The organism is Photobacterium sp. MCCC 1A19761 (genome assembly GCF_037389125.1).
Taxonomy (GTDB): Bacteria; Pseudomonadota; Gammaproteobacteria; order Enterobacterales; family Vibrionaceae; genus Photobacterium.
In genome coordinates this window covers 181,647-207,400 of record NZ_JAZGTF010000009.1, presented here as the reverse complement: position 1 = coordinate 207,400, position 25,754 = coordinate 181,647, and the positions used below count along the sequence as shown (strand labels likewise).

General features: G+C 58.3%; 18 protein-coding genes. 8 read left to right on the top strand and 10 right to left on the bottom strand.

Features of this window, described 5'->3' with window-relative positions:
- Positions 1 to 144: 144 nt before the first annotated feature.
- Positions 145 to 2,685: a penicillin-binding protein 1A gene (locus VV869_RS11335; RefSeq protein ID WP_337735039.1), complete on the top strand. Its 2,541-nt coding sequence runs from the start codon at positions 145 to 147 to the stop codon at positions 2,683 to 2,685.
- Positions 2,686 to 2,843: 158 nt separating this feature from the next.
- Here VV869_RS11335 and oxyR read toward each other — a convergent pair whose 3' ends face one another.
- The gene (oxyR, locus tag VV869_RS11330; protein ID WP_337735038.1) at positions 2,844 to 3,785 is read right to left on the bottom strand and encodes a DNA-binding transcriptional regulator OxyR; all 942 of its coding nucleotides are present in this window, start codon (positions 3,783 to 3,785) and stop codon (positions 2,844 to 2,846) included.
- Positions 3,786 to 3,955: 170 nt separating this feature from the next.
- On the opposite strand from oxyR, the gene VV869_RS11325 reads away from it, so the two are divergent.
- From VV869_RS11325 to VV869_RS11315, 3 genes are all read left to right on the top strand, one after another.
- On the top strand, positions 3,956 to 4,687 hold the full coding sequence (locus VV869_RS11325; protein WP_337735037.1) for a glutathione peroxidase: 732 nt from the start codon (positions 3,956 to 3,958) through the stop codon (positions 4,685 to 4,687).
- A 67-nt stretch (positions 4,688 to 4,754) separates the two neighbouring features.
- The gene (locus VV869_RS11320) at positions 4,755 to 6,206 is read left to right on the top strand and encodes a dihydrolipoyl dehydrogenase (protein ID WP_337735036.1); all 1,452 of its coding nucleotides are present in this window, start codon (positions 4,755 to 4,757) and stop codon (positions 6,204 to 6,206) included.
- A 102-nt stretch (positions 6,207 to 6,308) separates the two neighbouring features.
- Positions 6,309 to 6,563, top strand: a complete 255-nt coding sequence (locus tag VV869_RS11315; RefSeq protein ID WP_337735035.1) for a DUF3624 domain-containing protein — start codon at positions 6,309 to 6,311, stop codon at positions 6,561 to 6,563.
- A gap of 106 nt (positions 6,564 to 6,669) precedes the next feature.
- On the opposite strand, the gene argH is transcribed toward VV869_RS11315, so the two are convergent.
- From argH to argC, 4 genes are all read right to left on the bottom strand, one after another.
- Positions 6,670 to 8,547, bottom strand: a complete 1,878-nt coding sequence (argH, locus tag VV869_RS11310) for an argininosuccinate lyase (RefSeq protein ID WP_261601538.1) — start codon at positions 8,545 to 8,547, stop codon at positions 6,670 to 6,672.
- Between the two features lie 54 nt (positions 8,548 to 8,601).
- Positions 8,602 to 9,816, bottom strand: a complete 1,215-nt coding sequence (locus VV869_RS11305) for an argininosuccinate synthase (protein ID WP_337735034.1) — start codon at positions 9,814 to 9,816, stop codon at positions 8,602 to 8,604.
- A gap of 84 nt (positions 9,817 to 9,900) precedes the next feature.
- Positions 9,901 to 10,680 (bottom strand): acetylglutamate kinase, encoded by a 780-nt coding sequence (argB, locus tag VV869_RS11300; protein WP_337735033.1) that lies wholly within the window; start codon positions 10,678 to 10,680, stop codon positions 9,901 to 9,903.
- A gap of 33 nt (positions 10,681 to 10,713) precedes the next feature.
- Positions 10,714 to 11,727, bottom strand: a complete 1,014-nt coding sequence (argC, locus tag VV869_RS11295; RefSeq protein WP_337735032.1) for an N-acetyl-gamma-glutamyl-phosphate reductase — start codon at positions 11,725 to 11,727, stop codon at positions 10,714 to 10,716.
- Between the two features lie 548 nt (positions 11,728 to 12,275).
- Between argC and ppc the strand changes: the two genes are divergently transcribed.
- Entirely contained in the window at positions 12,276 to 14,906 is a 2,631-nt protein-coding gene (gene ppc, locus VV869_RS11290; RefSeq protein WP_337735031.1) for a phosphoenolpyruvate carboxylase, read from the top strand.
- Between the two features lie 441 nt (positions 14,907 to 15,347).
- The gene (locus VV869_RS11285) at positions 15,348 to 15,917 is read left to right on the top strand and encodes a PadR family transcriptional regulator (protein WP_337735030.1); all 570 of its coding nucleotides are present in this window, start codon (positions 15,348 to 15,350) and stop codon (positions 15,915 to 15,917) included.
- A 159-nt stretch (positions 15,918 to 16,076) separates the two neighbouring features.
- Here the strand turns inward: VV869_RS11285 and metF are convergent, their stop codons facing one another.
- From metF to VV869_RS11270, 3 genes are all read right to left on the bottom strand, one after another.
- Positions 16,077 to 16,979 (bottom strand): methylenetetrahydrofolate reductase, encoded by a 903-nt coding sequence (gene metF / locus VV869_RS11280; RefSeq protein WP_337735029.1) that lies wholly within the window; start codon positions 16,977 to 16,979, stop codon positions 16,077 to 16,079.
- A gap of 305 nt (positions 16,980 to 17,284) precedes the next feature.
- Positions 17,285 to 19,702 carry a bifunctional aspartate kinase/homoserine dehydrogenase II gene (locus tag VV869_RS11275; protein ID WP_337735028.1) on the bottom strand — a complete coding sequence of 806 codons (2,418 nt, stop codon included), beginning with the start codon at positions 19,700 to 19,702 and terminating at the stop codon, positions 17,285 to 17,287.
- Positions 19,699 to 20,868 (bottom strand): O-succinylhomoserine (thiol)-lyase, encoded by a 1,170-nt coding sequence (locus VV869_RS11270; RefSeq protein ID WP_337735027.1) that lies wholly within the window; start codon positions 20,866 to 20,868, stop codon positions 19,699 to 19,701. Before VV869_RS11270 ends, VV869_RS11275 begins: the two co-directional genes overlap by 4 nt.
- A gap of 184 nt (positions 20,869 to 21,052) precedes the next feature.
- On the opposite strand from VV869_RS11270, the gene metJ reads away from it, so the two are divergent.
- Entirely contained in the window at positions 21,053 to 21,370 is a 318-nt protein-coding gene (gene metJ, locus VV869_RS11265; protein ID WP_255389194.1) for a met regulon transcriptional regulator MetJ, read from the top strand.
- A gap of 68 nt (positions 21,371 to 21,438) precedes the next feature.
- Here the strand turns inward: metJ and VV869_RS11260 are convergent, their stop codons facing one another.
- On the bottom strand, positions 21,439 to 22,689 hold the full coding sequence (locus VV869_RS11260) for a malic enzyme-like NAD(P)-binding protein (RefSeq protein ID WP_261601529.1): 1,251 nt from the start codon (positions 22,687 to 22,689) through the stop codon (positions 21,439 to 21,441).
- A gap of 303 nt (positions 22,690 to 22,992) precedes the next feature.
- Positions 22,993 to 23,205 carry a 50S ribosomal protein L31 gene (gene rpmE, locus VV869_RS11255; protein WP_255389192.1) on the bottom strand — a complete coding sequence of 71 codons (213 nt, stop codon included), beginning with the start codon at positions 23,203 to 23,205 and terminating at the stop codon, positions 22,993 to 22,995.
- A 232-nt stretch (positions 23,206 to 23,437) separates the two neighbouring features.
- Here rpmE and priA point away from each other — a divergent pair, with 232 nt between their 5' ends.
- Positions 23,438 to 25,633 (top strand): primosomal protein N', encoded by a 2,196-nt coding sequence (gene priA, locus VV869_RS11250; protein ID WP_337735026.1) that lies wholly within the window; start codon positions 23,438 to 23,440, stop codon positions 25,631 to 25,633.
- The last annotated feature ends 121 nt before the right edge of the window (positions 25,634 to 25,754 follow it).

Below are 25,754 nucleotides of genomic sequence, written 5' to 3'. Positions count from 1 at the left end.
CCGTGCTATGCTCCCAGTAGCGGACATGCAATATATTTTTCATCTAAACACCAACCTATAGCGTTAATTTTCTTTGAGTTATCTTTATACTTACTGATTGAAATAGAGTGAACGGTCAAACGATGGTGTAACAGGAATTCTCAAGTGAAGTTCATAAAGCGATTACTCATACTTGCAACGGGTTGCATATTTCTTGGGGTCGGTACAATCTTTGGTTTTTATCAATACGTAAAGCCCGAACTCCCGGATGTCGCAACACTGAAAAATGTTGAATTACAAACTCCGATGCAGGTGTTCAGTGCCGACGGCAAACTGATCTCTCAATTTGGCGAGAAGCGTCGGATCCCCCTGTCACTTGATGCCATTCCGCCGCAGATGCTCCATGCGTTCATTGCCACCGAGGACAGCCGTTACTACGAACACCCGGGGATCGACCCGATCGGGATTGCCCGTGCCGCCATCGTCGTCGCTGTCTCCGGCTCTGCCAAGCAGGGCGCCAGTACCATTACCCAGCAGTTAGCCCGGAACTTCTTTCTCACCAATGAGAAAAAGATCATGCGGAAGGTCAAAGAGATCTTCATCGCCATTCACATTGAGCAGCTGCTGAGCAAAGAAGAAATCCTTGAGCTCTATCTGAACAAAATCTACCTCGGCTACCGCGCCTACGGCGTCGGTGCTGCAGCGCAGGTGTATTTCGGCAAGGAAGTGAACCAGCTGACCCTGGGCGAGATCGCCGTGATCGCCGGTTTGCCGAAAGCGCCGTCGACCATGAACCCGCTCTACTCGATTGACCGCGCGACGACCCGTCGCAATGTGGTGCTGAGCCGGATGTTCGACGAAGGCTATATCAGCCAGGCCGAGCTAGATCAGGCCCGTTCGGAGCCGATTGTCGCCCGCTACCACGGCGCGGAAATTGAGCTGAGCGCACCGTACTTTGCCGAGCGTGCCCGGGCCTGGATGATCGAGCGCTATGGCGAGGATGCCTACACCTCCGGGATGCGGATTTACACCACAGTGGATCCGAAACTCCAGCAGGCCGCGCAGACTGCCGCGATCAACAACCTGCTGAGCTACGACCAGCGCCATGGCTACCGCGGTGCCGTGGCCACCCTGTGGCAGCCGAAACAAGCGGCCTGGCCGAGCGAGAAAATTATTGAGCATCTGCGCCAGCAACCCGGCTATGGCACGCTGCAAGCCGCAGTTGTGACCGCCGTGGACGGCAAGTCCGCGCAAGTTATGACCAAAGACGGGGCCCAGCACACCCTGGCATGGGACGGCATGAAATGGGCCCGCCGTTATATGACGGATGAGCGTCAGAGCGCCGCCCCGACCACTGCGGCAGAAATCCTCGCCCCGGGTGAGCAAATCTGGGTTGAGCAGCGAGAGCAAGACTGGGGGCTGAGCCAGGTGCCGGACGCCAACACCGCGTTTGTCGCCGTTTCGCCGCAAAACGGCGCGGTGAAAGCCATGGTCGGCGGGTTCAACTTCGTCCACAGTAAATTTAACCGGGCCACCCAGTCGGTGCGCCAGGTCGGCTCCGGGATCAAACCCTTCATTTACTCGGCCGCGCTGGATAAAGGCATGACCCTGGCGACTCTGGTCAACGATGCCCCGATCAACCGCTGGGATGAGAGTATGGGTACCGCCTGGCGACCGAAAAACTCGCCACCGACCTATAACGGTCCGACCCGGCTGCGCCTGGGCCTGGCCCAGTCGAAGAACGTGATGGCGGTACGGGTACTGCAAAATGTCGGTCTGGACGATGCCATCAGTTACCTGACCCGCTTTGGCTTCAAACGCGAAGACTTGCCGCGAGCCGAAGCGATTGCACTGGGCGCAGGCAGCCTGACCCCGCTGGAAATGGCCCAGGGCTTTTCGGTCTTTGCCAACGGCGGCTACTATGTCGAGCCTTACTTCATTGAGCGGGTCGAAGATGCCTACGGCAACCTGATCTACCAGGCCAACCCGAACCAGGTCTGCGATACCGAGTGCCAGCGCGGGCAGCAGCAAGCCGGCAACACCGTCACCGCCAGCAAGGCCGTGCTGCAAGGCATTGCCATCAGCGAGCAGGAGCTCAGTGACAACGGCAGCGCTGACGCCGAGCAGGCGCCACGCTACGCACCTCAGGTGATTTCGGAGCAAAATGCTTTCCTGATCCGCGAGATGCTGGAGAGCAATATCTGGGGTGGCGGTGACTGGCGTCACGGCACCGGCTGGAACGGGACCGGCTGGCGCGGCCAGGTCCTGAAACGCCGGGATATCGGCGGCAAGACCGGCACCACCAACGATTCGAAAGATGCCTGGTATTCCGGGTTCGGTCCGAACATCGTGGCCACCGCCTGGGTTGGTTTTGACGATCACAGCCGCAACCTGGGCCGGACCAGCTGGAACAACAACCTGGACAAAGAGCAGATTTCAGGAGCCGAATCCGGCGCCAAGACGGCACAGCCGGCGTGGGTCTCCTTTATGGAGCAAGCCCTGGTTGATGTGCCGATCCAGCGCAAACAGCTCCCGGACGGGATCATTCAGGTCCGCATCGACCGTGATACCGGCAAACTGAGCAACCGGACCGACTTCAGCTCGATGTTTGAATATTTCGAGAAAGGCACTGAGCCGACCGAGACAGCCAGCGAGAGCGGTGCCGGGGGTATTTTCGAAGCCGACAGCTCGGATGAACTGTTCTGATCCCAAGCTACGTCACCCATACGAAAGCGCCCCCTGATTTCAGGGGGCGCTTTTTTTCATCGGCCCTCGCCGACGAGTTGCCGGAATGGCCTGGTTGAAACAACCTTGCGAGAACAACCTAGCTAGAACAATCCAGGCACAATGCGACAGAACCAGCGCTAGGCCGGATCAGAGAGCACCGGCGCCGGGTGATCCGCTGTTTCCCGGGCAAACTGCGGCTGCATCTGCTCGCCAATCAGCGCCGCCAGCTTTTCATAACGGCCCCGTAACGGGGAGCCCGGCCGGTACGCCAGTACAATCTGGCGGGTCGGCACGGGATCTAAGGCCCGGATGTAGCAAATCCCGTCCCGCTGGCGCGTAGCCGGGGTCGCCAGTTGCGGCAACAATGTGATCCCGCTGCCCGCAGCGACCATATTACGCAGCGTTTCCAAGCTGGTTGCCTTAAAGCTGCTGTCTTCCTGCGCCCCGACGGCAAAACAGAAGCCCATCGCCTGATCGCGCAGGCAATGGCCGTCGCCCAGCATCAGCAGGGTCTGGCCATTGAGCTGAGCCATGGCCAGGCTCTCCCGGGCTGCCCAGGGATGTTCCTGCGGCACGGCCAGCACCATCGGCTCATGGTAAACCGGTAACTCCAGCAGGTGCTCGGTCTCCTTCACCGCCGCCAGCACAATACAATCGAGCTTGCCTTCTTCCAGCTGCTGCACCAACTGATGGGTCTGGGCTTCATGCAGATACAGCTCCAGCTGCGGAAAGGCGGCTTTGAGGTGCGGAATAATATGCGGCAACAGATACGGCCCCACCGTCGGGATAAAACCGATATGCAGCGGCCCGGCCATACTGTCTCCCTGCTGGCTGGCCAGCTCGGTCAGCACCTTCACTTCCATCAGGATCTTCCGGGCCTGGGCCACCAGGCTGAGGCCGGCGTCAGTAAACAGCACCCGGCGACTGGTGCGCTCGAGCAGTGAGACTCCCAGCTCATCTTCCAGTTTACGGATCTGCCCGCTCAGCGTCGGCTGGCTGACGAAACAAGCCTCTGCTGCCTTGCGAAAATGCTTGTGCTCCGACAATGCCACCAGATATTCAAGATCGCGGATGTTCATGGCGCCCCTTTTGTTCATAGAATAAAGCTATCAAAACCATAGCAGCAAACGATTAGAACTATCAATACATTCGCGACATAATTCTCCCATCAAAACGGAGCGGGATAAACAAAGCTCCGGTTGTTACCAACAAAACAAATTAAATATTCATCAATTTAAGGGGAAACATTATGTTTGCATCTAAAGAAGGCCAAGCCGTCCCACAAGTTACCTTCCGCACTCGCCAGGGCGATCAGTGGGTGGATGTCACCACTGCCGATCTGTTCGCAGACAAAACCGTGATTGTCTTCAGTCTGCCGGGCGCCTTTACCCCAACCTGTTCATCCAGCCACCTGCCACGTTACAACGAGCTGGCCTCGGTCTTTGCCGAGCACGGTGTCGATGACATCCTGTGTGTTTCCGTCAACGACACTTTCGTGATGAACGCCTGGAAAGCCGATCAGGAAGCCGACAACATCACCTTTATCCCGGATGGGAACGGTGAGTTCTCCCAAGGTATGGGCATGCTGGTCAGCAAAGAAGATCTGGGCTTCGGCGCACGTTCATGGCGCTACAGCATGCTGGTGAAAAATGGCGTGGTTGAGAAGATGTTCATCGAGAACGACGAGCCGGGCGACCCGTTCAAGGTTTCCGATGCCGATACGATGCTGAAGTACATTGCCCCGGAGCACCAGCTACAGGAATCGATTACGGTCTTCACCAAGCCGGGCTGCCCGTTCTGTGCCAAAGCCAAGCAGAGCCTGATTGACCACAACCTGCAGTATGAAGAAGTGATCCTGGGCAAAGATGCCACTACGGTCAGCCTGCGTGCCGTGACCGGTCGCAGCACCGTGCCGCAAGTCTTCATCGGGGGGCAGCACATCGGTGGCAGCGAAGAGCTGGACGCATACCTGAGCGCCTAACCGGGCAGCAATGTTGCAGGGTCGCAAGGCCCTGCCTTTTATCGGCAGTGTGATTGGAGAGATAAGAATGAAAACCCTGAATGTTGATGTGGCGGTGATTGGCGGCGGGACAGCCGGCCTCGGCGCTTACCGTGCGGCCAAGGCGCATACAGACAGCGTCGTGATGATTGAAGGCGGCCCGTACGGCACCACCTGTGCCCGTGTCGGCTGTATGCCGTCCAAGCTGCTGATTGCGGCAGCTGAAAGCGTTCACCAGATCGAAAAAGCGCCGGGCTTTGGCATCTACCCACAAGGCGAGATCCTGATCAACGGCCGTGAAGTGATGGATCGGGTCAAGCGCGAGCGGGACCGTTTCGTCGGCTTCGTGCTGGAAGGTGTGGATGAGATCCCAGCCGAAGACAAAATTGCCGGCTATGCCCAGTTTATCAATGACACCACCCTGATGGTGGATGACCATACCCGGATTGAAGCCAAGCGCATTGTGATTGCAACCGGCTCCCGCCCGGCCTACCCGGCGGTCTGGAACGAACTGGGCGATCGCCTGATCATCAATGATGATGTCTTCGAGTGGGACGATCTGCCCCGCGCCGTGGCGGTGTTTGGTCCGGGCGTGATTGGTCTGGAACTGGGTCAGGCACTCAAACGCCTGGGCGTTGAAGTCGTGATGTTTGGCTTAGGTGGCCAGGTCGGCCCGCTGACCGACCCGGCAATCATGGCTTATGCCAATCAGGCCTTTAATGAAGAATTCTATCTGGATGCGGATGTCAAAGTCGAAAGCATGAAACGCGACGGCGACGAAGTTGAGATCCAGTATCTGGACAAACAAGGTGAACTGGCCGTGATCCGGGTGGATTATGTGCTGGCCGCGACCGGCCGCCGTCCGAATGTCGACAAGCTGGCGATTGAAAACACCAACATGACCCTGGATGAGCGCAGTGTCCCGGTGGCGGACCACTTCACGCTGCAAACCTCGGTCGAGACGATTTTCATTGCCGGTGATGCCAGCAACCAGCTGCCTCTGCTGCATGAAGCCGCGGATCAGGGCCGGATTGCCGGGGACAACGCTGGCCGCTTCCCGGATATCCGTGCCGGTCTGCGCCGCTCGAAAATTTCTGCTGTGTTCTCAGATCCGCAAATTGCGCTGGTCGGGGAAACCTACAAAGAAGTCAGCGAGCGTCTCGGCAACTGTGGCTGTTTCGAAACCGGTGTCGTCTCGTTTGAGAATCAGGGCCGCTCCCAGGTGATGCTGCGCAACAAAGGCCTGCTGCACGTTTACGGTGAACACGGCACCGGCCGTTTCCTCGGTGCCGAAATGATGGGCCCGAATGCCGAGCACCTGGCTCACCTGCTGGCCTGGGCACACCAGAACAAAATGACTGTTGCTGAGATGCTGGACATGCCGTTCTATCATCCGGTGATTGAAGAAGGGGTTCGGACCGCGCTGCGCGATCTTAACGCCAAGCTACACCTCGGCCCGCAGATGATCAAACACTGCCTCGACTGCGGCCCGGGCTGCTAACCTGTTCCAACACTCTAGCACTGCCTTGCACTATGATTTGCCCTCCTCCGGAGGGCTTTTTTCCAGTACACTCTGAAGTCTTCCCCGTTTGAGGAGACGGACATGGGTTGTCCCCACTGCCACCACTCACAGGCCTTTCGCCGTAAACTCGGCCGTTGCCGCCGCTGTATTTTGCAACTGATCCTGCTCAGCACCCTGAGCTGGTGTGCCTGGTTCTATTACTACCTGCCGACGCCGACTCAGGTGGAATCCATCACCCTGTTATTTGCCGCCAGCGCCTTCAGCCTGTTACTGCTGGCCCATGGGGTGGCCGCTCTGGCGCGTATACGCAACCCCCATCCATCCCCATCCCGCTGAATAAAAAAACCGGCCGCGATACCAGAAGCATCGGGCCGGGGTCGGACTAGAACTAGGCGTCTAAAATTCAGTTCAATATCATGTAAGTAACCCAGCCAGCGCTCGGTCAGGCCACGTTGACCGTCGGAATCGACTGCTCTTTATCGAGCCGCACTTCCAGCGCCACCTCATCACAGGCATGCTGGCGCGGACAACGGTCGCAGTCTTTCATCACTTTCTCCGGCAACAGCGATTTCGAGGTCGGAATAAAACCCTGCTTCATAAAGAACTCCGGTACCCGGGTCAGCACGAAGACTTTCTTGATCGCCATCTGATCCGCTTTCTCAATCAGGTGATCGACAATAGCTTTCCCCTGTCCCTGATGCTGCCAGCCGGCTTCAACCCCCAGCGAGCGAATTTCCGCCAGCCCCGAGTCATACACATAGAGCGATGCGCACCCGGTCACCGTGCCATGATGCTCGGCGACCGCAAACGAGCCGATATCCCGCACCAGTTCGTTGCGCATCCGCGGCAGATTTTCCCCCAGCCCGGCCCAGTACGCGACCATACCTTCAATGGCATCGAGATCGGTCAAGCGCGCACCACGAACCTTCACGCCCGGGGTATAGCGTTTTTCCAGCCGCTTCTCAGCCTGGGAAATCGCATAATCCACCTGGTTCGGCGCGACCCCACCCAGGGCGCAGCGCTTCTCCAGACACGACTCGATGGTCAGGATCGGATAAACATCGTCATCAATCACCGCCGAGAACGACTTCATCTCGGCCAGCGACATCTCTTCCAGCGCGCAACCTTTGGCAATCGCCGCCACCACAGCGACCCCGACAATATGATGCGCTTCACGGAACGGAATGCCCTTGGCGACCAGATAGTCCGCCAGCTCGGTGGCGTTGGAATAGCCCTGCATCGCGGCTTCCAGCGTCCGCGCCTGGTTGACCTTGATCCCTTCAAAGCACAGCGCGGCCATTTCCATACAGTCATGCCAACTGTCGAGCGCGTCGAACAGGCCTTCCTTGTCTTCCTGCATGTCCTTGTTATAGGCCAGCGGCAGCGCTTTCACCGTCATCATCATCCCGGCCATCGCGCCGTAAACCCGGCCGCATTTACCCCGGATCAGCTCCAGAGCATCGGGATTTTTCTTCTGCGGCATCAGGGATGAGCCGGAGGTGACCGTATCGGCCAGCTCGATAAAGTTCGACTCACCGGAGTTGTAGAAGATCAGATCTTCTGCCATCCGGGACAGGTGCAGCATCGAGATCGACGCCGTCGACAGCAGCTCCATCACATGGTCGCGGTCAGACACCGAGTCCAGGCTGTTGCGGGTTGCCCGGTGAAAGCCCAGGCTGTGGGCCAGCGCCTCCCGATCAATCGGGTACGCCGTCCCGGCCAGTGCGCCCGAGCCGAGCGGACAGGTGTCCAACCGGTTCAGCGCATCCTGCAACCGCGAATGATCCCGCTCGAACATCTCAACATAGGCCAGACACCAGTGGGCAAACGTCACCGGCTGTGCCCGCTGCAGGTGGGTGTAACCCGGCAGCACCGTGCCCTGGTTCTCCCGCGCCACCGACACCAGCTGACTTTGCAGCTTATCGAGCATCATCAGCAGTTGCTGGCCCTGCTGGCGACACCACAGCTTCAGATCGGTCGCTACCTGATCGTTGCGCGAACGGCCGGTATGGAGTTTTTTCCCCAAATCCCCGACTTTGCCGATCAGTTGCTGCTCGACCCAGCTGTGGATGTCTTCGGCATCCGAGTGCAGGATCTGCTCCGGATCTTCCATCACCGCCAGCTTCAGCTCGTTCAGCGCCAGCTCCAACCGCTGCTGCTCGTCTTCGGTCAAAACGTTGACCTGACGCAGTGCCTTTGACCATGCAATGGAGCCAACGATATCTTGCTCCGCCAAGCGGTAATCAAAGCGCAGGGAATCGTTAAACTCTTTGAACCGTGTGTCTGCTGCCTGACTAAAACGTCCGCCCCATAATGCCATGGTACTTCTCCTATGTTTCGCTATTCGACGTGTCTCATTGCTTGCGGTGTAGGGTTATTTATTTTTCTTCTGTTCGTTCAGCGCACGGATCCGGCTGGCCAGCGAGTACAGGCGGATAAAGCCTTCCGCGTGGCTGTGATCGTACACTTCATCTTCGCCGAAGGTCGCAAACTCTTCCGAGTACAGGCTGTTGAGCGAGCGCTTCTGCACCACGGTAGCCTGCCCTTTATACAGCTTCACCACAACCTCACCGCTCACATCTTGCGCCAATGCCTCGGCTGCAGCCAACAGCGATTTACACAGCGGTGTGAACCAGCGACCGTCGTAGATCAGGTGCGAGGCTTTCAGGCCCAGCGACTCACGGAACTCAAACGATTCTTTGTCCAGCACCAGCTGCTCGACCGCACGCAGGGCTTCATTCATGATGGTGCCGCCCGGAGTTTCGTAACAGCCGCGGGATTTCATCCCGACCAGACGGTTCTCGACGATATCGATCCGGCCGACGCCATGCTCAGCACCCTTGGCGTTGAGGTAGGTCAGCGCCTGCAACGGTGACATGGCCTCGCCGTCCACGGCAACGATTTCGCCTTTATCGACCAGAATCGATACGGTTTCCAGGGTGTTCGGCGCATCTTCAGGATCTTTGGTCCAGACCCAGCACTGCTCATTCGGCTGGTTCCAGGTATCTTCCAGCACGCCGCCTTCGGTCGAAATATGCCAGGCGTTGGCATCACGGGAGTAGATTTTCTCCAGCGACGCGGTACACGGAATCTTACGCTCGGCCAGATAATCCAGCAGGGCTTCACGGCTGCGCAGATCCCACTCCCGCCACGGGGCAATCACGGTCAGTTGCGGTGCCAGCGCGGCGTAAGCACTTTCGAAACGCACCTGGTCATTGCCCTTCCCGGTACAGCCGTGGCACAGGGCATCGGCACCCACTTCCAGCGCACACTCAACCTGGGCTTTGGCGATGATCGGCCGGGCCATTGAGGTACCCAGCAGGTATTTGCCTTCGTAAATCGCGCCGGTTTTCAGGCTCGGATAAATATAATCGGCCACCATCTCATCTTTCAGATCGGCGATGTAACAAGCCGAAGCACCGGAAGCCAGCGCTTTCTCCTCAATCCCTTCCAGTTCCGCTTCACCCTGGCCGACATCGGCGACAAACGCCACCACTTCACAACCGTAGTTCTCTTTCAGCCAAGGAATGATGGCTGAGGTGTCCAGACCGCCGGAATAGGCCAATACAACTTTCGTTACCTTACTCATAATGCTCTCCTGCTTGCCTGCTCGACGGTCACCGCGCTCAGGCGTATTGAATCAATCAAAAATGATGGGGTGGAGCCAACCGGCTCACACAGCAAATTTAGTCCCGATACTTTGTCCTTCGAACAACTCGGCTAGTTTGTCGGGGTAGCGCCAGGTGGCGACTTCAATCGGTCGGCCCAGCGCCTTCGCCGCTTCAAAGGCCGCCCGGACCTTGACCACCATGCCGTCGGTGATCACCGCTTGGGCAATCAGGGCCTCGGCCTCGGATTCATTCAGGGCCGCAATCAGCCGTCCCTTGCCATCCAGCACGCCGCTGACATCCGACAGCAGTACCAGTTCGGCTTCCAGTGCCGCGGCAACCGCAACCGCCGCCTGATCCGCATTGACGTTCATCAGCTCACCGTGGCTGTCGAGGCCAATCGAGCTGATGATCGGCAGATAACCTGCGGCCATCACCTGTTTCACCAGCGTACTGTCGCCCGGCGCCGCTTTGCCGACCGAGCCCAGTGCCGGATCCAGCTCGCTCACCTGACACAATCCGCCGTCAGCCAGACTCAGGCCCACAGCCGCCACACCGGCTTTGATCGCCTGGCCCTGCAGCAGCTTGTTGGCTGTTCCGGCCAGTGCCCCGGCAATGAACGGAATCTGATCTTTCGGGGTTACCCGCAAGCCATCTTTCTTCACCGTCTCGAGCTGCATTTTCGTCATCAGCTCGTCCACCAGATACCCGCCGCCATGGACCAGCAGCAGCGGACGCTGCGCCTGCTCGCGGTAATGGCTAATCGCATTGAACAGCTTCTCCAGGGTCTCAGTACATGATAGTGCTGCGCCCCCTAACTTAATCACCAACGGAACCCGATTCATGATGCTCTCTCCTCAACCCATACCAGCCTGCCCTTACACCAGGGCAGTTAACGGCGCAAAACCATTTCGAATGTTTATGCACTGCATCGCCTGAGACGATGCGCCTTTCAATAAATTGTCAATCGCAGATGTTAAGATAATGTGCTCATCCTGTACCTGCCAGCCGATATCACAGAAACAGGTATTCACCACATCCTGAAGCCGGGCCGGTTGCTCACCGAGCAAACGCACCGCATTGGGCTCGTCCTGACCGGTATACGCCTGGGCCATCGCCGCACTGACTTCGCCCGCACCGACGCCGTCAGCCAGCTTGGCGGTAATCGTTGCCAGGATCCCGCGCTTGAAGTTGCCTAAATGCGGGGTGAAAATCACGTCGCAGTCCAGGTGGGTCGCGATTTCCGGTTGGTGACGGTGGCTGAACAGCCCGTAAGCCTGCAGGCTGACTTCGCAGAAACTGTTGACCATGCTGGCTTTACGCCCGGCTCCGGAGACACCGCTGACCGCATTGATCACCGGCCATTGGGTGGTGTCGAGCAGCTCGCCCGCCAACAGCGGTTTCAGCGCCAGTTGTGCCGCGGTCGGGTAACATCCCGGCACCGCCACCAGCTGTGCTTGGGCAATCGCGTCATGGTTCCATTCGGCCAGGCCATACACCGCCTGGGCCAGCCACTCCGGATGCTGATGTTCAAAGCCGTAGTAGCGGGTGTAAAACCCATTCCCTTCCACCCGAAATGCTCCTGAGAGATCAAACACCTGACAGCCGGCAGTCAGAAACACCGGGGCCAGGTCATGACTCACTTCGTGGGCCGTAGCCAGCAGGACGATGTCGGCCTGCGCGGCAACCGCCTGCGGGTCCGTCAACGGCTGGAGCGGCAGATCCACGATCCCTTTCAACTGACCGTGCAACTGACTGATGGGCTTGTGGGCATCCTGGCTCCCGGCGGAAACAAACAGACCGGCCAGGTGCAACTGGGGATGGCGATTCACCATGCCGGCCAGCTCCGCGCCGGTATAGCCGCTGGCACCGATAATGAAGGTGTTCAACATAACTGATTCCGTATTTTGACTTTCAGGGATTTGAAACTGGGCTGTGGTACAGCCGTGACAGGGTGCAAGCGCACCAGGCGGTGAGACTTAGCGTCGTCGGAGGGAATGTGAATATTGAATGCTCGCCTGGCTCATGTTAACAACTTCCTACAATCATTGTTGCTTTTTCGGTTCACCGACCGGGTTTCCCCCGTCGTGACCCATAAAACCCAAGTTAAATTTTTATTCATTAACTTTGCATTTGTATGTTTACCGATTCAACCTGCGTCTGTCAACCACAGCGTTAAAAAAAGTAGCAATTTCATTCGACGCGGTCAGATTGTCTGTGATAACCAGACGGGCCAGGGACTTCCCCCTACAGCACCCATCCTGTGGAGTATTTACGAAAGTTTTTTACAGTATGATTGGCTGATCATGACAAATATCAAACTCATGGCATTTAACTAGTCTGAAAAGGGATCAAAGTTGACCTTCGACCGGGATCACAGATAGATTGTCGGGTATAGACGAGTAAATTGGATGTAACAAAATTACGAGATGGATACGCTATGAACGAACTGTACAGCGCGTTAAGAAGTAACGTCAGTATGCTTGGCCACCTGCTGGGCAACACCATTAAAGAAGCCCACGGTGAGGCGCTTCTGGACAAAGTCGAGACCATCCGCAAGCTCTCGAAATCAGCCCGCGGCGGCAACCAGGCCGATCGCGAAAAACTGATCGATGAGCTGCAGAATCTGCCCGATGACCAGTTGCTGCCGGTTGCCCGGGCCTTCAGCCAGTTCCTCAACCTGACCAATATTGCCGAGCAGTATCATACGGTCTCTCGTCATTGCGAAGCCCATGTGTGCAACCCCGATGCGATTGACGACCTGTTTTCCAAGCTCAATCAGCAGCAAATCAGCCAGTTGGACTCCATCCAGGCGGTGCGCGATCTGAATATTGAGCTAGTGCTGACCGCTCACCCGACGGAAATTGCCCGCCGCACCATGATCCACAAGCTGATTCAGATTAATAAGTGCCTCTCGAAGCTGGAACTGAGCGAGCTGTCACACAGCGAGCGCCAGCGGGTGGAGCAGCGTCTGGAGCAGTTGATCGCCCAGGCCTGGCACTCCGACGTGATCCGTCAGCAGCGCCCGACCCCGCTCGATGAAGCCAAGTGGGGCTTTGCCGTGGTTGAGAACTCACTGTGGGAGGCGGTCCCGGAATTTCTGCGCCAGTTCGATGAGAAGCTGACCAAGCATCTCGGAGAAGGACTACCGCTTGATGCCGCGCCGGTGAAGTTCTCTTCCTGGATGGGCGGCGATCGCGACGGGAACCCGTTTGTCACCGCCAAAGTCACCCGTGAAGTGCTGTTGCTGTCGCGCTGGAAAGCCGCCGACCTGTACCTCGGCGACATCCAGGAGCTGGTCAGCGAGCTGTCGATGGTCAAATGCAATGACCAGGTCCGTGAGCTGGCAGGCGAAGAGCACGAACCGTACCGGGCAATCCTCAAAGGCCTCCGTACCAAACTAACCGAGACCCGGGATGTTCTGGATGCCCGTATTAAAGGCCAAAATGCCCCGAGCACCCCGATCCTGGAAGACGTCAACGAGCTGTGGGAGCCACTCTATGCCTGCTACCAGTCGTTGCACGAATGCGGCATGGGGATCATTGCTGACGGCCTGCTGCTGGACGTTCTGCGCCGGATCAAGTGTTTCGGCATTCACCTGGTCCGTCTCGACATTCGCCAGGAGAGCACCCGCCACTCGGATGTGATTTCCGAACTGACCCGCTATCTGGGCCTGGGGGATTACGATCAGTGGAGCGAGCAGGACAAGGTCGCCTTCCTGGTCCGCGAGTTGTCCTCCAAACGTCCGCTGCTGCCGCGTAACTGGCAGCCGTCGGACAACGTGCAGGAAGTCATCGACACCTGCCGGATTATTGCCGAGCAACCGCGCGAAGCGCTGGGCGCCTACGTCATTTCCATGGCCCGCACGGCCTCTGATGTGCTGGCGGTCCACCTGCTGCTGCAGGAAGCCGGCTGCCCGTTCCGGATGGATGTCTGCCCGCTGTTCGAAACCCTCGACGATCTCAATAACGCCGAATCGGTGATCAGCCAGCTGATGAACATCGACTGGTACCGCGGCTTTATCCAGAATCACCAGATGGTCATGATCGGCTACTCGGATTCGGCCAAAGATGCCGGGGTCATGGCCGCAGGCTGGGCCCAGTACCGGGCGATGGAAGCACTGGTCAACGTGTGCGAGGAAGCCGGGGTGGAATTAACCCTGTTCCACGGCCGTGGCGGCTCCCTCGGCCGCGGCGGTGCACCCGCCCATGCCGCACTGCTGTCACAACCGCCACGCAGCCTCAAAGGCGGCCTGCGCGTGACCGAGCAGGGCGAAATGATCCGCTTCAAGCTGGGACTGCCGGAAGTCGCGGTCAGCAGCCTGAACCTGTACGCCAGTGCGATCCTCGAAGCCAACCTGCTGCCGCCACCGGCACCGAAGCAGGACTGGCGCGAGCTGATGGATGTGCTGTCGGAAATCTCCTGCGACGCCTATCGCGCCATCGTGCGCGGCAACCCGGATTTCGTCCCGTACTTCAGGGCCGCAACGCCAGAGCTGGAGCTGGGCAAGCTGCCGCTGGGCTCCCGCCCGTCGAAGCGCAACCCGAAAGGCGGCGTGGAAAGCCTGCGGGCGATCCCGTGGATTTTTGCCTGGAGTCAGAACCGCCTGCTCTTGCCGGCCTGGCTGGGTGCCGGGGAAGCGATTCAGTACTCAATTGATAAAGGCCATGCCAAGCAGCTGGAAGAGATGTGTCGCGAGTGGCCGTTCTTCTCCACCCGCCTGGGGATGCTGGAAATGGTGTACACCAAAACCAATATCGAAATTGCCGAGTATTATGATCGCCGCCTGACCGACCAAAGCCTGTGGCCGCTGGGCGAGCAACTGCGCGCGCAGCTGCAACGGGATATCAAGACGGTACTAACGGTCGAAAACAGCGCTCACCTGATGGAGCAGAACCCGTGGGGTGCGGAGTCCATCCGCCTGCGTAACATCTACGTTGAACCCCTGAACATGCTGCAGGCCGAGCTGTTGTACCGGACCCGTCAGCAGGAGACCCCGTCGCCGATCCTGGAAGAGGCGTTGATGATCACCATCGCCGGGATTGCCACCGGGATGCGCAACACCGGCTAATCCGGCCCGTTACATCCCGCATCAATTCAGGCCACCGCCCGGCGCGGTGGCCTGTTGTTTTCATCCCCCGCACCACAGCCCGGCACTTTTTCCGGGTCTTCCCACCGAAATAAGTTTTTCGTTCTGTGACTCAATAATGAGACGAAATGTAACTAAGCGCATAGTCTACAGTAATTGCATGCACTGTGAACAAAGGTGAATCTAAAAGGATTGCAGTGCATCTTAAACCTTAAGATATAGACAAACATCACAAGATGAACAATTAGCCGTGACTAAAAATGGTTATTATCACAATTCAGTGTCGATAAAGATCATATTGATGTGTATGCTACGTGATCCCGATCAGGCACTGCAACAAGACGATTATAACGGACGCCAAAGAGCGACGAGTAACGTGCCCTGATTGTTTTTATATTTGTAGTATTTTAACGGATAGAAGAGATGTCACTACCACATGTAATTTTGACGGTGTTGAGCAGTCGCGACGCAACCGGTTACGATATCACCAAAGAATTTTCACACAGCATCGGCTACTTCTGGAAAGCCAGCCATCAGCAAGTGTACCGCGAGCTGAACAAGATGGCCTCCAACGACCAGGTCACCTGCAAACTGGAGCCACAGGAAGGGAAGCCGGACCGCAAAGTCTACTCCATCACCGATCTGGGCCGCCAGGCACTGTTCGAGTGGTTCCAGGAGCCAGCACGCAACCCGACCATCCGTGACGAGTTCTCCGCCAAACTGCTGGTTTGCGGCGTGTATAACTCCGTCCCGATGCAGCAGCAGCTGGAGGCCCTGATTGAAGAGTCTCACACCCTGATGAACCATTACCACGAGCTGGAAAAAGTTCACTTCGGCGATTACAAGAACATGGATCGCCAGTCCCGCCTGGATCGCCTGACCCTGCGCCGCGGTATCCATAACCGCCAGGCCTGGATTGACTGGGCAGAAGAGGTGCTGGCCGAGCTGAAAGACATGGACAGCGACAACAGCAAGGTCGCCCTGAACGACTAAGCCGAATGCAGGGTAACCCTGCATGCGATACAAAAAAGCCGCAATCGCGGCTTTTTTATTACTTTGACGTTGTGATCACTTGACCCTGTGTTGGTTTTGGCTGCTTTGGCCCGAGAAGGCCATCGCGGCAACATCTGCCCCTGAACGACCTCAGGCGATTCAGGCCGGTTGCACCTGCGCAGGACGCACACCCAGAGTGTGACAGATAGCGTACGTCAGCTCTGCCCGGTTCAGGGTATAGAAATGGAAGTCCTTCACGCCTTCGCGGCTCAGCACCCGCACCAGGTCAATCGCATTGCTCGCGCCGACCATCTGGCGGCTCAGCAGGTCATCATCCAGACCTTCATACTGCTTCTCCAGCCAGTTCGGGATTTTGACATTGTTGGCCAAGGCAAAACGTTTGGCCTGCTTCATGTTCGACACCGGCAGGATCCCCGGGACAATCTCAACATCGATCCCGGCAGCCACACAACGGTCCCGGAAACGCAGGTAGCTCTCGACATCAAAGAAAAACTGGGTGATCGCCCGGCTGGCCCCGGCGTCGACTTTGCGCTTGAGGTTGATCAGATCGGCCTGAGCGCTTTTGGCTTCCGGATGTACTTCCGGATACGCCGCGACCGAGATATCAAAGTCTGCTTCTTCGCGCAGCAGTTTGACCAGATCCACCGCATACATGTCCGGCTTCACCCCTTTCTCCGGCAGATCTCCGCGCAAGGCGACGATATCACGGATCCCGTTGTCCCAGTAATCCCGGGCAATGGCGCGCAACTCATCCCGGGTTGCATCAATGCAGGTCAGGTGCGGGGCTGCCACCAGGCCGGTCTGCTCTTTAATATCTTTGATAATGGAGTGGGTGCGGTCCCGCTCACCGGAATTGGCACCGTAGGTCACTGACACAAACTTCGGTTTGAGGTTTTTCAGGCGCTGGATCGACTCCCACAGCGTCTGCTCCATTTGCGCGGTGCTCGGCGGAAAAAATTCAAATGACACATTGATGTTCCCATTCAGATCGGCAATGTTCTGATTCAGCGCGTCAAAATGGCTTGCGTATGAATACCCCATAATCTTTTCCTTCTGCTCCGGCCCCGGCCGCGGTCCTAATCCGTGATGACGTCAAATAACCGTTTAGACGTCTATATGTCTACAGAATGTCTTGTAACCAATTTCTTGTCAACCTGCCCATCATGAAATTTACTCAACTTGATCGTGCATGATCTTCATCCACCGACGGACCGGCCAAAACACAAAAGCCCGCAGTCTGCGGGCTTTTGAATACCAGGGAGTGGTTACCGCCATCAAGACAAGTATAGGCGGCAATTTTCACTGCTCTGACGCGAAAAAACAGGATCAACGCGAACGGGTGCTTGCTATAACAAGCCCGCCAGACGATTAATATCCGACAGCAGCGCCCCGGCAGTCACATCCCGGCCGGCCCCCGGCCCGCGGATCACCAGCGGGTTATCCCGGTACCAACGGCTTTCAATCGCGAAGATGTTGTCACATGGCAACAAGTTGGCCAGCGCATGTTCCGGCGGCAGCGCCTCGACGCCGACGACAGCGCGCCCCTGCTTATCAAGCCGCGCCACGTAGCGCAGCACCAGGCCGTCTTTCTGGGCTTTTGCCAAGCGCTTGCCCAGCCGTTGGTCCAACACTTCTCCCTGCTCAAAGAAGCCGTCCAGGCTCAGCGATGCGAGCTCATCCGGCACCAGCGACTCCACCCGGACCTGCTCCGGCTCCAGCGTCAACCCGGATTCACGCGCCAGAATCACCAACTTGCGCATCACATCGCTGCCATCGAGATCATGGCGAGGATCCGGCTCTGTCAGCCCCTGCTGCCAGGCCTGCTCAATCAGCTGGGAGAACGGCACACTGCCGTCATACTGCTGGAACAACCAGGACAGGGTGCCGGAGAAAATCCCCGACAGGGCCAGGATCTCATCTCCGCTCTCCAGCAAATCGCGCACCGTGTGGTTGATCGGCAATCCCGCCCCGACGGTGGCGTTATAGAACCAGTGCCGGGTGCTTTTAGCAAAGGCATCCTGCACCGCATGGTACTGCGGCCCCGGTGCCGAGCCGGCCACCTTGTTGGCAGAGATCAGGTGCAGGCCGATCTCTGCAATTTGCGGATATTTCGCCGCCAGTGCCGCACTGGCCGTGACATCCAGCAGCACCACATCATCATAAGGATGGTTGGCCAGGGCCTGGAACAGCTCCCCTTCCCCGTATGAAACGGCTTCATCTTCAAACGCCGTCAGGGCCCGCGCCGGATCGATGCCCTGAAAATCAATCCAGTGGCGGTCGCTCCCGGCCACGCCAATCAAGGTAAAGCTCTTGCCGTGACGTTTTTCCAGGTTGGCCTGCTCTTCCTGGAACAGTTCCAGCCAGCGACTGCCGATATTGCCTTTGCCGCACAACACCAGGCCAATGCGCTTCTGGGCCTGGAACAGGCTCTGGTGGATCTGGCCAATCAGCGCCCGGGTATCGACCCGGCGCAACACCGCCACCAGGCTGAGTCCCTGCTCCGATTCACTGATAAATTCCACCGGCTGATTCTTGAGCTGATGCGAGAAACCGTAACAATGAACCGGATTACCGATCACCCCGGCGCCCACAGCCGCAACCATGGCAAAGCCTTCCCGCAGCCGCAGCTCGGCGGTGATCCCGCTGTCCTGCAGCGAGCCCAGCACCCCGTTGACCACTTCCCGGGTATAGGCGAGCCGGATCCGTCCCTTGTCGGCTTCGACACTCTGCGCCAGCGGCGGCAACTGAATCCGTTGCAGCAGTCTGGCCAGCTCGGCCTGGATCGGGGCCAGATCATGCGAGCGGGCAATATCGAGCTCAATCAGGCAGACATCATCAAGCGAAGTAATAATTTTTGCGCCGCGCCCCGAGGCCAGCACCCGCTCGACCCGGGTCGAGCCCGATTCCGGCTGATGGCTACAACGCAGGGCCAGATCAATCGCGCTCTGGGCCACCGGCTGCAGCGTCCGGCTGTGCAGCACCGGCGCTGCCAGACGGGCCAGTTCGCTGGCTTCATCCAGCCGCAACAGCGGCAACAGGCAGGCGTCCGCCACCAGCCGCGGATCGGCGCTGTACACCCCGGCAACATCGCTCCAAATCGTCACCCGCGCCACTTCCGCCAGGGCGCCGATCACCGTGGCTGAATAATCCGAGCCGTTGCGACCCAGCAGTACGGTTTCACCGGCCGCATTGCGGGCCATAAATCCGGTGATCACAATCCGGTGCTGGCTGTGCTGGGCCAGCTCAGCCGTCAGCAACGGCCAGGACTGGGCGCGATCGACTTCCGGCTGCGCGGCCCGCTCGGCCCGCAAAAACGTCCTGGAATCCAGGTACGTCGCCGGCATCGCCTGTTGCGCCAGCAACGCGGCGAGCAACCGGGCAGACCACAGCTCGCCATGACCAAGTACCGCGGCCACCGCCGCTTCCGTCAAATCCGGACCACTGAGCTTGGCCAGCGCACTGAGCTCCAGGTGGAGCTGAGTTTGCAGATCATCCGCAGCCGGGCCGGTCACGAGCTCACTGATCAGTGCCTGCTGAAACGCCCGCAGATCCTGCAACGCGTCATGGGCCTGCCGGCCATCTTTTCGCAGCAACTCGACCCAGGCGATCAGCTGATTGGTGGTCTTGCCAGCGGCGGAAACCACAATCAAATCTTCAGGACCGGCATATTCACCGATGATCTCGGCCACCCGGCGATAACACGCCGGGTCCGCCAGGCTGCTGCCGCCAAATTTGTGGAGTTGTCGTGTTATCGGCTGGCTCATCCCGTCACCTCCGCTGCCAGGGCAAACGCCTGCGCCAAATCGGCAATCAAATCATCGGCATCTTCCAGCCCCACAGACAACCGGAGCAGGGACGGCTTGATGCCCGCTTCGGCTTGCGCCTCGTCCGACATCGCCCGGTGGGTCATACTGGCCGGATGGCAGATCAGACTTTCGGTCCCGCCAAGGGACTCCGCCAGAGAAAAGCATTGCAGTTGGCGGACAAACAATTCCAGTTGTGCCTGGCTGCCGGCGATTTCAAAACTGAGCATCGCGCCGAATCCCTGCTGCTGCTTGAGCGCAATCGCATGGCCCGGATGCTCGGGCTGGCTCGGATGGTAGATTTGCCCGACCAACGGCTGGCTTTGCAGGTAAGCGAGGATCCGGGCGCTGTTCTCTTCGTGCAGCTTCATCCGGGGAGCCAGGGTCCGCAGGCCGCGCAGCGTGAGATACGCATCAAACGGCGCGCCGGTGGCACCAATGCAGTTGGCCCACCAGGCCAGGGTTTCCGCCTGCTCCGATGTTTTGGCAATCAGCACCCCGCCGAGCACGTCGGAATGGCCGTTAATGTATTTGGTGGTCGAGTGGACGACAAAATCCGCCCCCAGGGCGATCGGCTGTTGCAGGATCGGCGACAGGAAGGTGTTGTCCACCGCAACCAGCGCCCCGGCCTGATGCGCCTGTTCGCACACGGCGGCGATATCGACCACCCGCAGCAACGGGTTGGATGGTGTTTCCACCCAGACCAGCTTGGGCTGTTTGGCCAGTGCCGCCGCCAGCGCGACCGGATCGGTCTGATCGACAAAACAGACCTGAAAATCCCCTTTCTGAGCCCGGGTATGGAACAGGCGGTACGTGCCGCCATAGCAGTCATGCGGAGCCACCACCAGGTCATCCGGCCCCAACAGGGCAGTGACCAGCAAGTTGATCGCCGCCGTACCGCAGTTCGTTACCACGGCCCCGGCGCCCCCTTCCAGCGCAGCCAGCGCTTCGGCCAACGTATTGCGGGTCGGGTTGCCCGAGCGGGAATAGTCAAACTGCGGCACTTCCCCCAGTTGTGAGAAGCTATAAGTCGAAGTAAGGTAGATAGGCGGCACCACCGCATTAAATTGGGTGTCCGATTCGATCCCAGCGCGGACGGCAACGGTCGCTCGCTTCTTGTCACTCATATTTACTTTCCTTGTCTGAGGGCTGGCCCTGCGGTGCAGAACGGATTAGCACCAACATTAGCCACAAACCATAAAGACGTCAACACTTCTGGACGTCCATATGTCTTTGCTTGTGGCGGTAAATCCCGCTAAAATTCACCCATCATCTAATTTAATCAATCCAATATCGCTGAGAAGGTAGAAAATGGCAGAGTGGAATGGCGAGTACATCAGCCCATACGCGGAACACGGTAAGAAAAACGAGCAAGTCAAAAAAATTACCGTTTCGATTCCATTGAAGGTACTGAAAATCCTGACTGATGAGCGTACCCGCCGTCAGATCAACAACCTGCGTCACGCCACGAACAGTGAGCTACTGTGCGAGGCATTCCTGCATGCCTACACCGGTCAGCCGCTGCCTACCGACGATGACATCCGCAAAGACCGTCCGGATGATCTGCCGGCCGAGGCCAAAGCCCTGATGGACGAGATGGGCATCAAGTACGAAGACATCAACGAATAATCGCTGCTTTTCTGCCGCCAGATACAAAAAAACCAGCCCGTGGGCTGGTTTTTTCCTATCCGGCTGAATTATTTGTCAGCCATGTAATTGACCGGCATGTCGATTCGGGCAACGCCGGATTCAACCGCAGCCACCGCCACGGCTTTGGCCACGCGCGGCAGCAGACGCGGATCCATTGGTTTCGGAATAATGTATTCCGGACCGAAGGCCAGGCTGTCCACGCCAGCCGCTTTGAGTACTTCTGCCGGGACCGGCTCTTTGGCCAGTTCACGGATCGCCTTCACGGCTGCCAGTTTCATCTCGTCGTTAATCGCACTGGCGCGCACGTCCAGGGCACCGCGGAAGATGAACGGGAAGCACAGCACGTTGTTGACCTGGTTCGGATAGTCCGAACGGCCAGTGCCCATGATCAGATCATCACGTACGGCATGCGCCAGCGCCGGCTTGATTTCCGGATCCGGGTTAGAACACGCAAAGACCACCGGCTTGTCAGCCATCAGCTTCAGGGCTTCCGGTGACAGCAGATCCGGACCGGACACGCCGACAAAAATGTCTGCGCCTTCGATCACGTCTTCCAGCGTGCGCTTGTCGGTATTGTTGGCAAACAGCTGCTTGTATTCGTTGATGTCGTCACGGCGGGTATGGATCACGCCCTTACGGTCCAGCATGTAGATCTTCTCACGCTGCGCACCGCACTTGATCAGCAGTTCCATACAGGCCACGGCAGCCGCACCAGCACCCAGGCAGACGATCACGGCTTCGCTGATCTCTTTGCCTTGCAGTTCCAGAGCATTGAGCATCCCGGCCGCGGTTACGATCGCGGTGCCGTGCTGGTCATCGTGGAACACCGGCACCTGGCAACGCTCGATCAGACGCTTTTCAATTTCAAAGCAGTCCGGCGCTTTAATGTCTTCCAGGTTGATGCCGCCGAATGTATCGGCAATGTTAGCCACGGTATCGACGAACTCGTCAATCGTGCGGTGTTTCACTTCGATATCAATCGAATCCAGACCGGCAAAACGCTTGAACAGCAGGGCTTTACCTTCCATCACCGGCTTGGATGCCAGCGGGCCCAGGTTCCCCAGGCCAAGGATCGCAGTGCCGTTACTGATCACCGCCACCATATTGCCTTTGGCGGTGTACTTGTAAACATTGTCAGCGTTTTGGGCGATTTCACGCACCGGCTCAGCCACACCCGGGCTGTAAGCGAGGGCAAGGTCTTCAACAGTATCAGCAGGCTTGGAGAGCTCTACGGCAATTTTGCCTGGTACAGGGTAAGCATGGTAATGAAGCGCTTGTTGGCGAAAGTCTTCAGACATAGTGTTTCAGATCCTGAAAGAAAATGAGGTTCAGTTGGTGTAGTGGGAGATAAATCATATGCTATAGCGGTAGAAAATCCTAGCCGAGCCCGGCTGGTCGAGCCAATAATCTCCCACTGCTGTAGTCAGGTATCGCGAATTTATGATCCGCATACCGCAAAATGGGTGGAAATCCTCGCACTGGCCTGTAAACATCCCGGCTCCGTCCGGCAATCGCGGCAGAATAGACTAATTTGCGCGCAGGCTGCGGGAAAACAAAAAGGGGACGCCTGGCGTCCCCTTTTTTCGGAAGTCTTCTGGCAATTACTTGCTAGACAGCGCACCGAAACGCTTGTTGAACTTGTCAATACGACCACCGGTGCTCACTTGACGCTGCTTACCAGTGTAGAATGGGTGACACTTGTCACAAACATCCAGGTTGATGTCTTTGCCCAGAGTTGACTTGAATACGAACGCGTTGCCGCAAGAACATTTCGCGTTTACTTCTGTGTATTCTGGGTGGATACCTTGTTTCATGGGATAACCTCAATAGTAAGGCCGTGTCGCTCTCCCGATCCAAAGCCGGGCACCACACGTCGTTAATAACAATAGGCGTAATGGGGGTTCCAGTACACCGAATCAGGCGGCGTATAGTAATCAAACAATCCGCCCAAATCAACTGATACGCTCCCTTTTTCGCCACTTTGCGCCTGCCTCCGGGCAAGGTACACTCTCTGATCTTAGTCAATGCTGAAAATTGCGGTTTGTTATGGCCTCCAAGATTGCCCGCGTGGCACTCCCTGTTCCCCTGGATAAACAGTTCGACTACCTGATCAAGCCCGACCAGGCCCCGGTGATCGGCGCCCGGGTGCGGGTGCCGTTTGGCCGCCAGCAATTGGTGGGGGTGGTGATCGCCCTCACCGATCAGTCTGATTTCCCGCTCACCCAGCTCAAAGGGATCTCGGCCGTGCTCGATCCCGCGCCGCTGTGGCCGGATTCCCTGTTCGAGTTGCTGAGCTGGGCCAGCAGTTATTACCAGTATCCGCTCGGCGACACCCTGGCCAATGCCATGCCGACCCTGCTGCGCAAGGGGCGTGAAGCCTCGCCGGCCAGCCTCAAGGTCTGGCAACTGACCGACACCGGCCGCGATCAGCCGCTGCCGACCCGGGCCCCGCGTCAGGCCCAGGTCCTGAACCTGCTGCGTAGTGACCGCTGGAGCCACGAAGCCCTGCTGGCCGAGGAGATCAGCGCCGCGATTCTCAAAACCCTCAGTGACAAGGGCTGGATCGAAGCCTGCGAAGCCCGGCCGCCGCAACGGGCCTGGGCCGACGACTTTGCCATCACCGAGGAGAAGCCCCGACTCAACGAAGAGCAGGCCCTGGCCGTCGCGACGGTCAACGCCAATCCCGGCTTCGGCGGCTACCTGCTCGAAGGCGTGACGGGTTCCGGCAAAACCGAGGTCTACCTCAACCTGCTCGAGCCGGTGCTGGCAGCGGGAAAACAGGCGCTGATCCTGGTCCCGGAGATCGGCCTGACCCCGCAAACCATCAACCGCTTTCGCCGCCGCTTCAATGTGCCGCTGCAAACCGTCCACTCCGGACTCAATGACACCGAGCGGCTGTCGGCCTGGCTGGCCGGGCGAGACAACCAGGCGGGAATTATTATCGGGACCCGCTCGGCGCTGTTCACCCCGTGCCATAACCTCGGGATCATCATTGTCGATGAAGAGCATGACGCCTCGTACAAGCAGCAGGACAGCCTGCGCTACCATGCCCGCGATCTGGCGGTGATGCGCGCCAGTAAGGAAAACATTCCGATCATTCTCGGCTCGGCGACCCCGGCGCTGGAAAGCCTGCACAATGCCAACACCGGCAAGTACCACCACCTGACCCTGACCCGCCGCGCCGGCAATGCCCGCCAGGCCCGCCACGGGGTGCTGGATGTCAAAGGGCTGTACCTGGAAGCCGGGCTCTCCGCCCCGCTGATCGCCCAGATGCGCAAACATCTGGAAGCGGGCAACCAGGTGATGCTGTTTCTCAACCGCCGCGGCTTTGCCCCGGCCATCATGTGCCACGCCTGCGGCTGGCTGGCCGAGTGTCAACGGTGCGACGCCTACTACACCTTCCACCAGCAATCCGGTGAGCTGCGCTGCCACCACTGTGCCACTCAGCGGCCGGTGATGCCCCAGTGCCACCAGTGCGGGTCGACTCAGCTCCATGCGGTCGGAGTCGGCACAGAACAGCTTGAGCAACAGCTGGCGACCCTGTTCCCCGACTACAAAACCGTCCGCATCGATCGCGACAGCACCCGGCGCAAGGGCAGCCTGGAGAACTACCTTGAAGCGATCCGCAACAACGAATACCAGATCCTGATCGGCACCCAGATGCTGGCCAAGGGCCACCACTTTCCGGATGTCACCCTGGTCGGCCTGATTGATGTCGACAGCGCCCTGTTCAGCAACGACTTTCGCGCCAGCGAGCGGCTGGCCCAGCTGTTTATTCAGGTTGCCGGGCGGGCCGGACGGGCCAGCAAACCCGGGGAAGTGCTGCTCCAGACCCACCATCCCGAGCATGCTCTGCTGCAGGCCCTCCTCCACCAGGGCTACGATGCCTTCGCCCGCAGCGCACTGACCGAGCGCAAGCAGGTCTGGCTGCCGCCGTTCACCTACCTGACCCTGTTTCGGGCCGAGGCCAACAACAGCGAGCAGACCGAGCAGTTTTTGCAGCAGGTGCGGGGGATTTTCGAAGCCAGCCCGTTGTATGACCAATACACACCGGTCCTCGGTCCCAATCCGGCCCCGCTGGCCCGCCGGGCCGGGCGCTATCGCTGGCAGCTGCTGCTCCAGGCCCCGGATCGCAAAACCCTGCAACGCATGCTGACCGTGGCCAAACCGGCCATCCAGATGTTGCCGCTGGCCCGGAAAGTTCGGTGGTCGATCGATGTCGAACCCCAGGATTTAACTTAAAATGAACAATGCGACTTACATCACATCCCGGATGTAATTTATGCTAATTTGACCATGTTTAATCCCGGAAGGAGCGCCTACAATAGTAGGCTCGCTGGTAAAGGTATCTGCCCGGTTTGGC

Bases quoted from the DNA above. Each gene is read 5' to 3' on its own strand.
- rpmE (WP_255389192.1), bottom strand. From the start codon at position 23,205: ATGAAACAAGGTATCCACCCAGAATACACAGAAGTAAACGCGAAATGT.
- priA (WP_337735026.1), top strand. From the start codon at position 23,438: ATGGCCTCCAAGATTGCCCGCGTGGCACTCCCTGTTCCCCTGGATAAA.
- metF (WP_337735029.1), bottom strand. From the start codon at position 16,979: ATGGGGTATTCATACGCAAGCCATTTTGACGCGCTGAATCAGAACATT.
- VV869_RS11315 (WP_337735035.1), top strand. From the start codon at position 6,309: ATGGGTTGTCCCCACTGCCACCACTCACAGGCCTTTCGCCGTAAACTC.
- oxyR (WP_337735038.1), bottom strand. From the start codon at position 3,785: ATGAACATCCGCGATCTTGAATATCTGGTGGCATTGTCGGAGCACAAG.
- VV869_RS11275 (WP_337735028.1), bottom strand. From the start codon at position 19,702: ATGAGCCAGCCGATAACACGACAACTCCACAAATTTGGCGGCAGCAGC.
- metJ (WP_255389194.1), top strand. From the start codon at position 21,053: ATGGCAGAGTGGAATGGCGAGTACATCAGCCCATACGCGGAACACGGT.
- ppc (WP_337735031.1), top strand. From the start codon at position 12,276: ATGAACGAACTGTACAGCGCGTTAAGAAGTAACGTCAGTATGCTTGGC.
- VV869_RS11325 (WP_337735037.1), top strand. From the start codon at position 3,956: ATGTTTGCATCTAAAGAAGGCCAAGCCGTCCCACAAGTTACCTTCCGC.
- VV869_RS11320 (WP_337735036.1), top strand. From the start codon at position 4,755: ATGAAAACCCTGAATGTTGATGTGGCGGTGATTGGCGGCGGGACAGCC.
- VV869_RS11305 (WP_337735034.1), bottom strand. From the start codon at position 9,816: ATGAGTAAGGTAACGAAAGTTGTATTGGCCTATTCCGGCGGTCTGGAC.
- argH (WP_261601538.1), bottom strand. From the start codon at position 8,547: ATGGCATTATGGGGCGGACGTTTTAGTCAGGCAGCAGACACACGGTTC.
- argC (WP_337735032.1), bottom strand. From the start codon at position 11,727: ATGTTGAACACCTTCATTATCGGTGCCAGCGGCTATACCGGCGCGGAG.
- VV869_RS11285 (WP_337735030.1), top strand. From the start codon at position 15,348: ATGTCACTACCACATGTAATTTTGACGGTGTTGAGCAGTCGCGACGCA.
- VV869_RS11270 (WP_337735027.1), bottom strand. From the start codon at position 20,868: ATGAGTGACAAGAAGCGAGCGACCGTTGCCGTCCGCGCTGGGATCGAA.
- VV869_RS11260 (WP_261601529.1), bottom strand. From the start codon at position 22,689: ATGTCTGAAGACTTTCGCCAACAAGCGCTTCATTACCATGCTTACCCT.
- argB (WP_337735033.1), bottom strand. From the start codon at position 10,680: ATGAATCGGGTTCCGTTGGTGATTAAGTTAGGGGGCGCAGCACTATCA.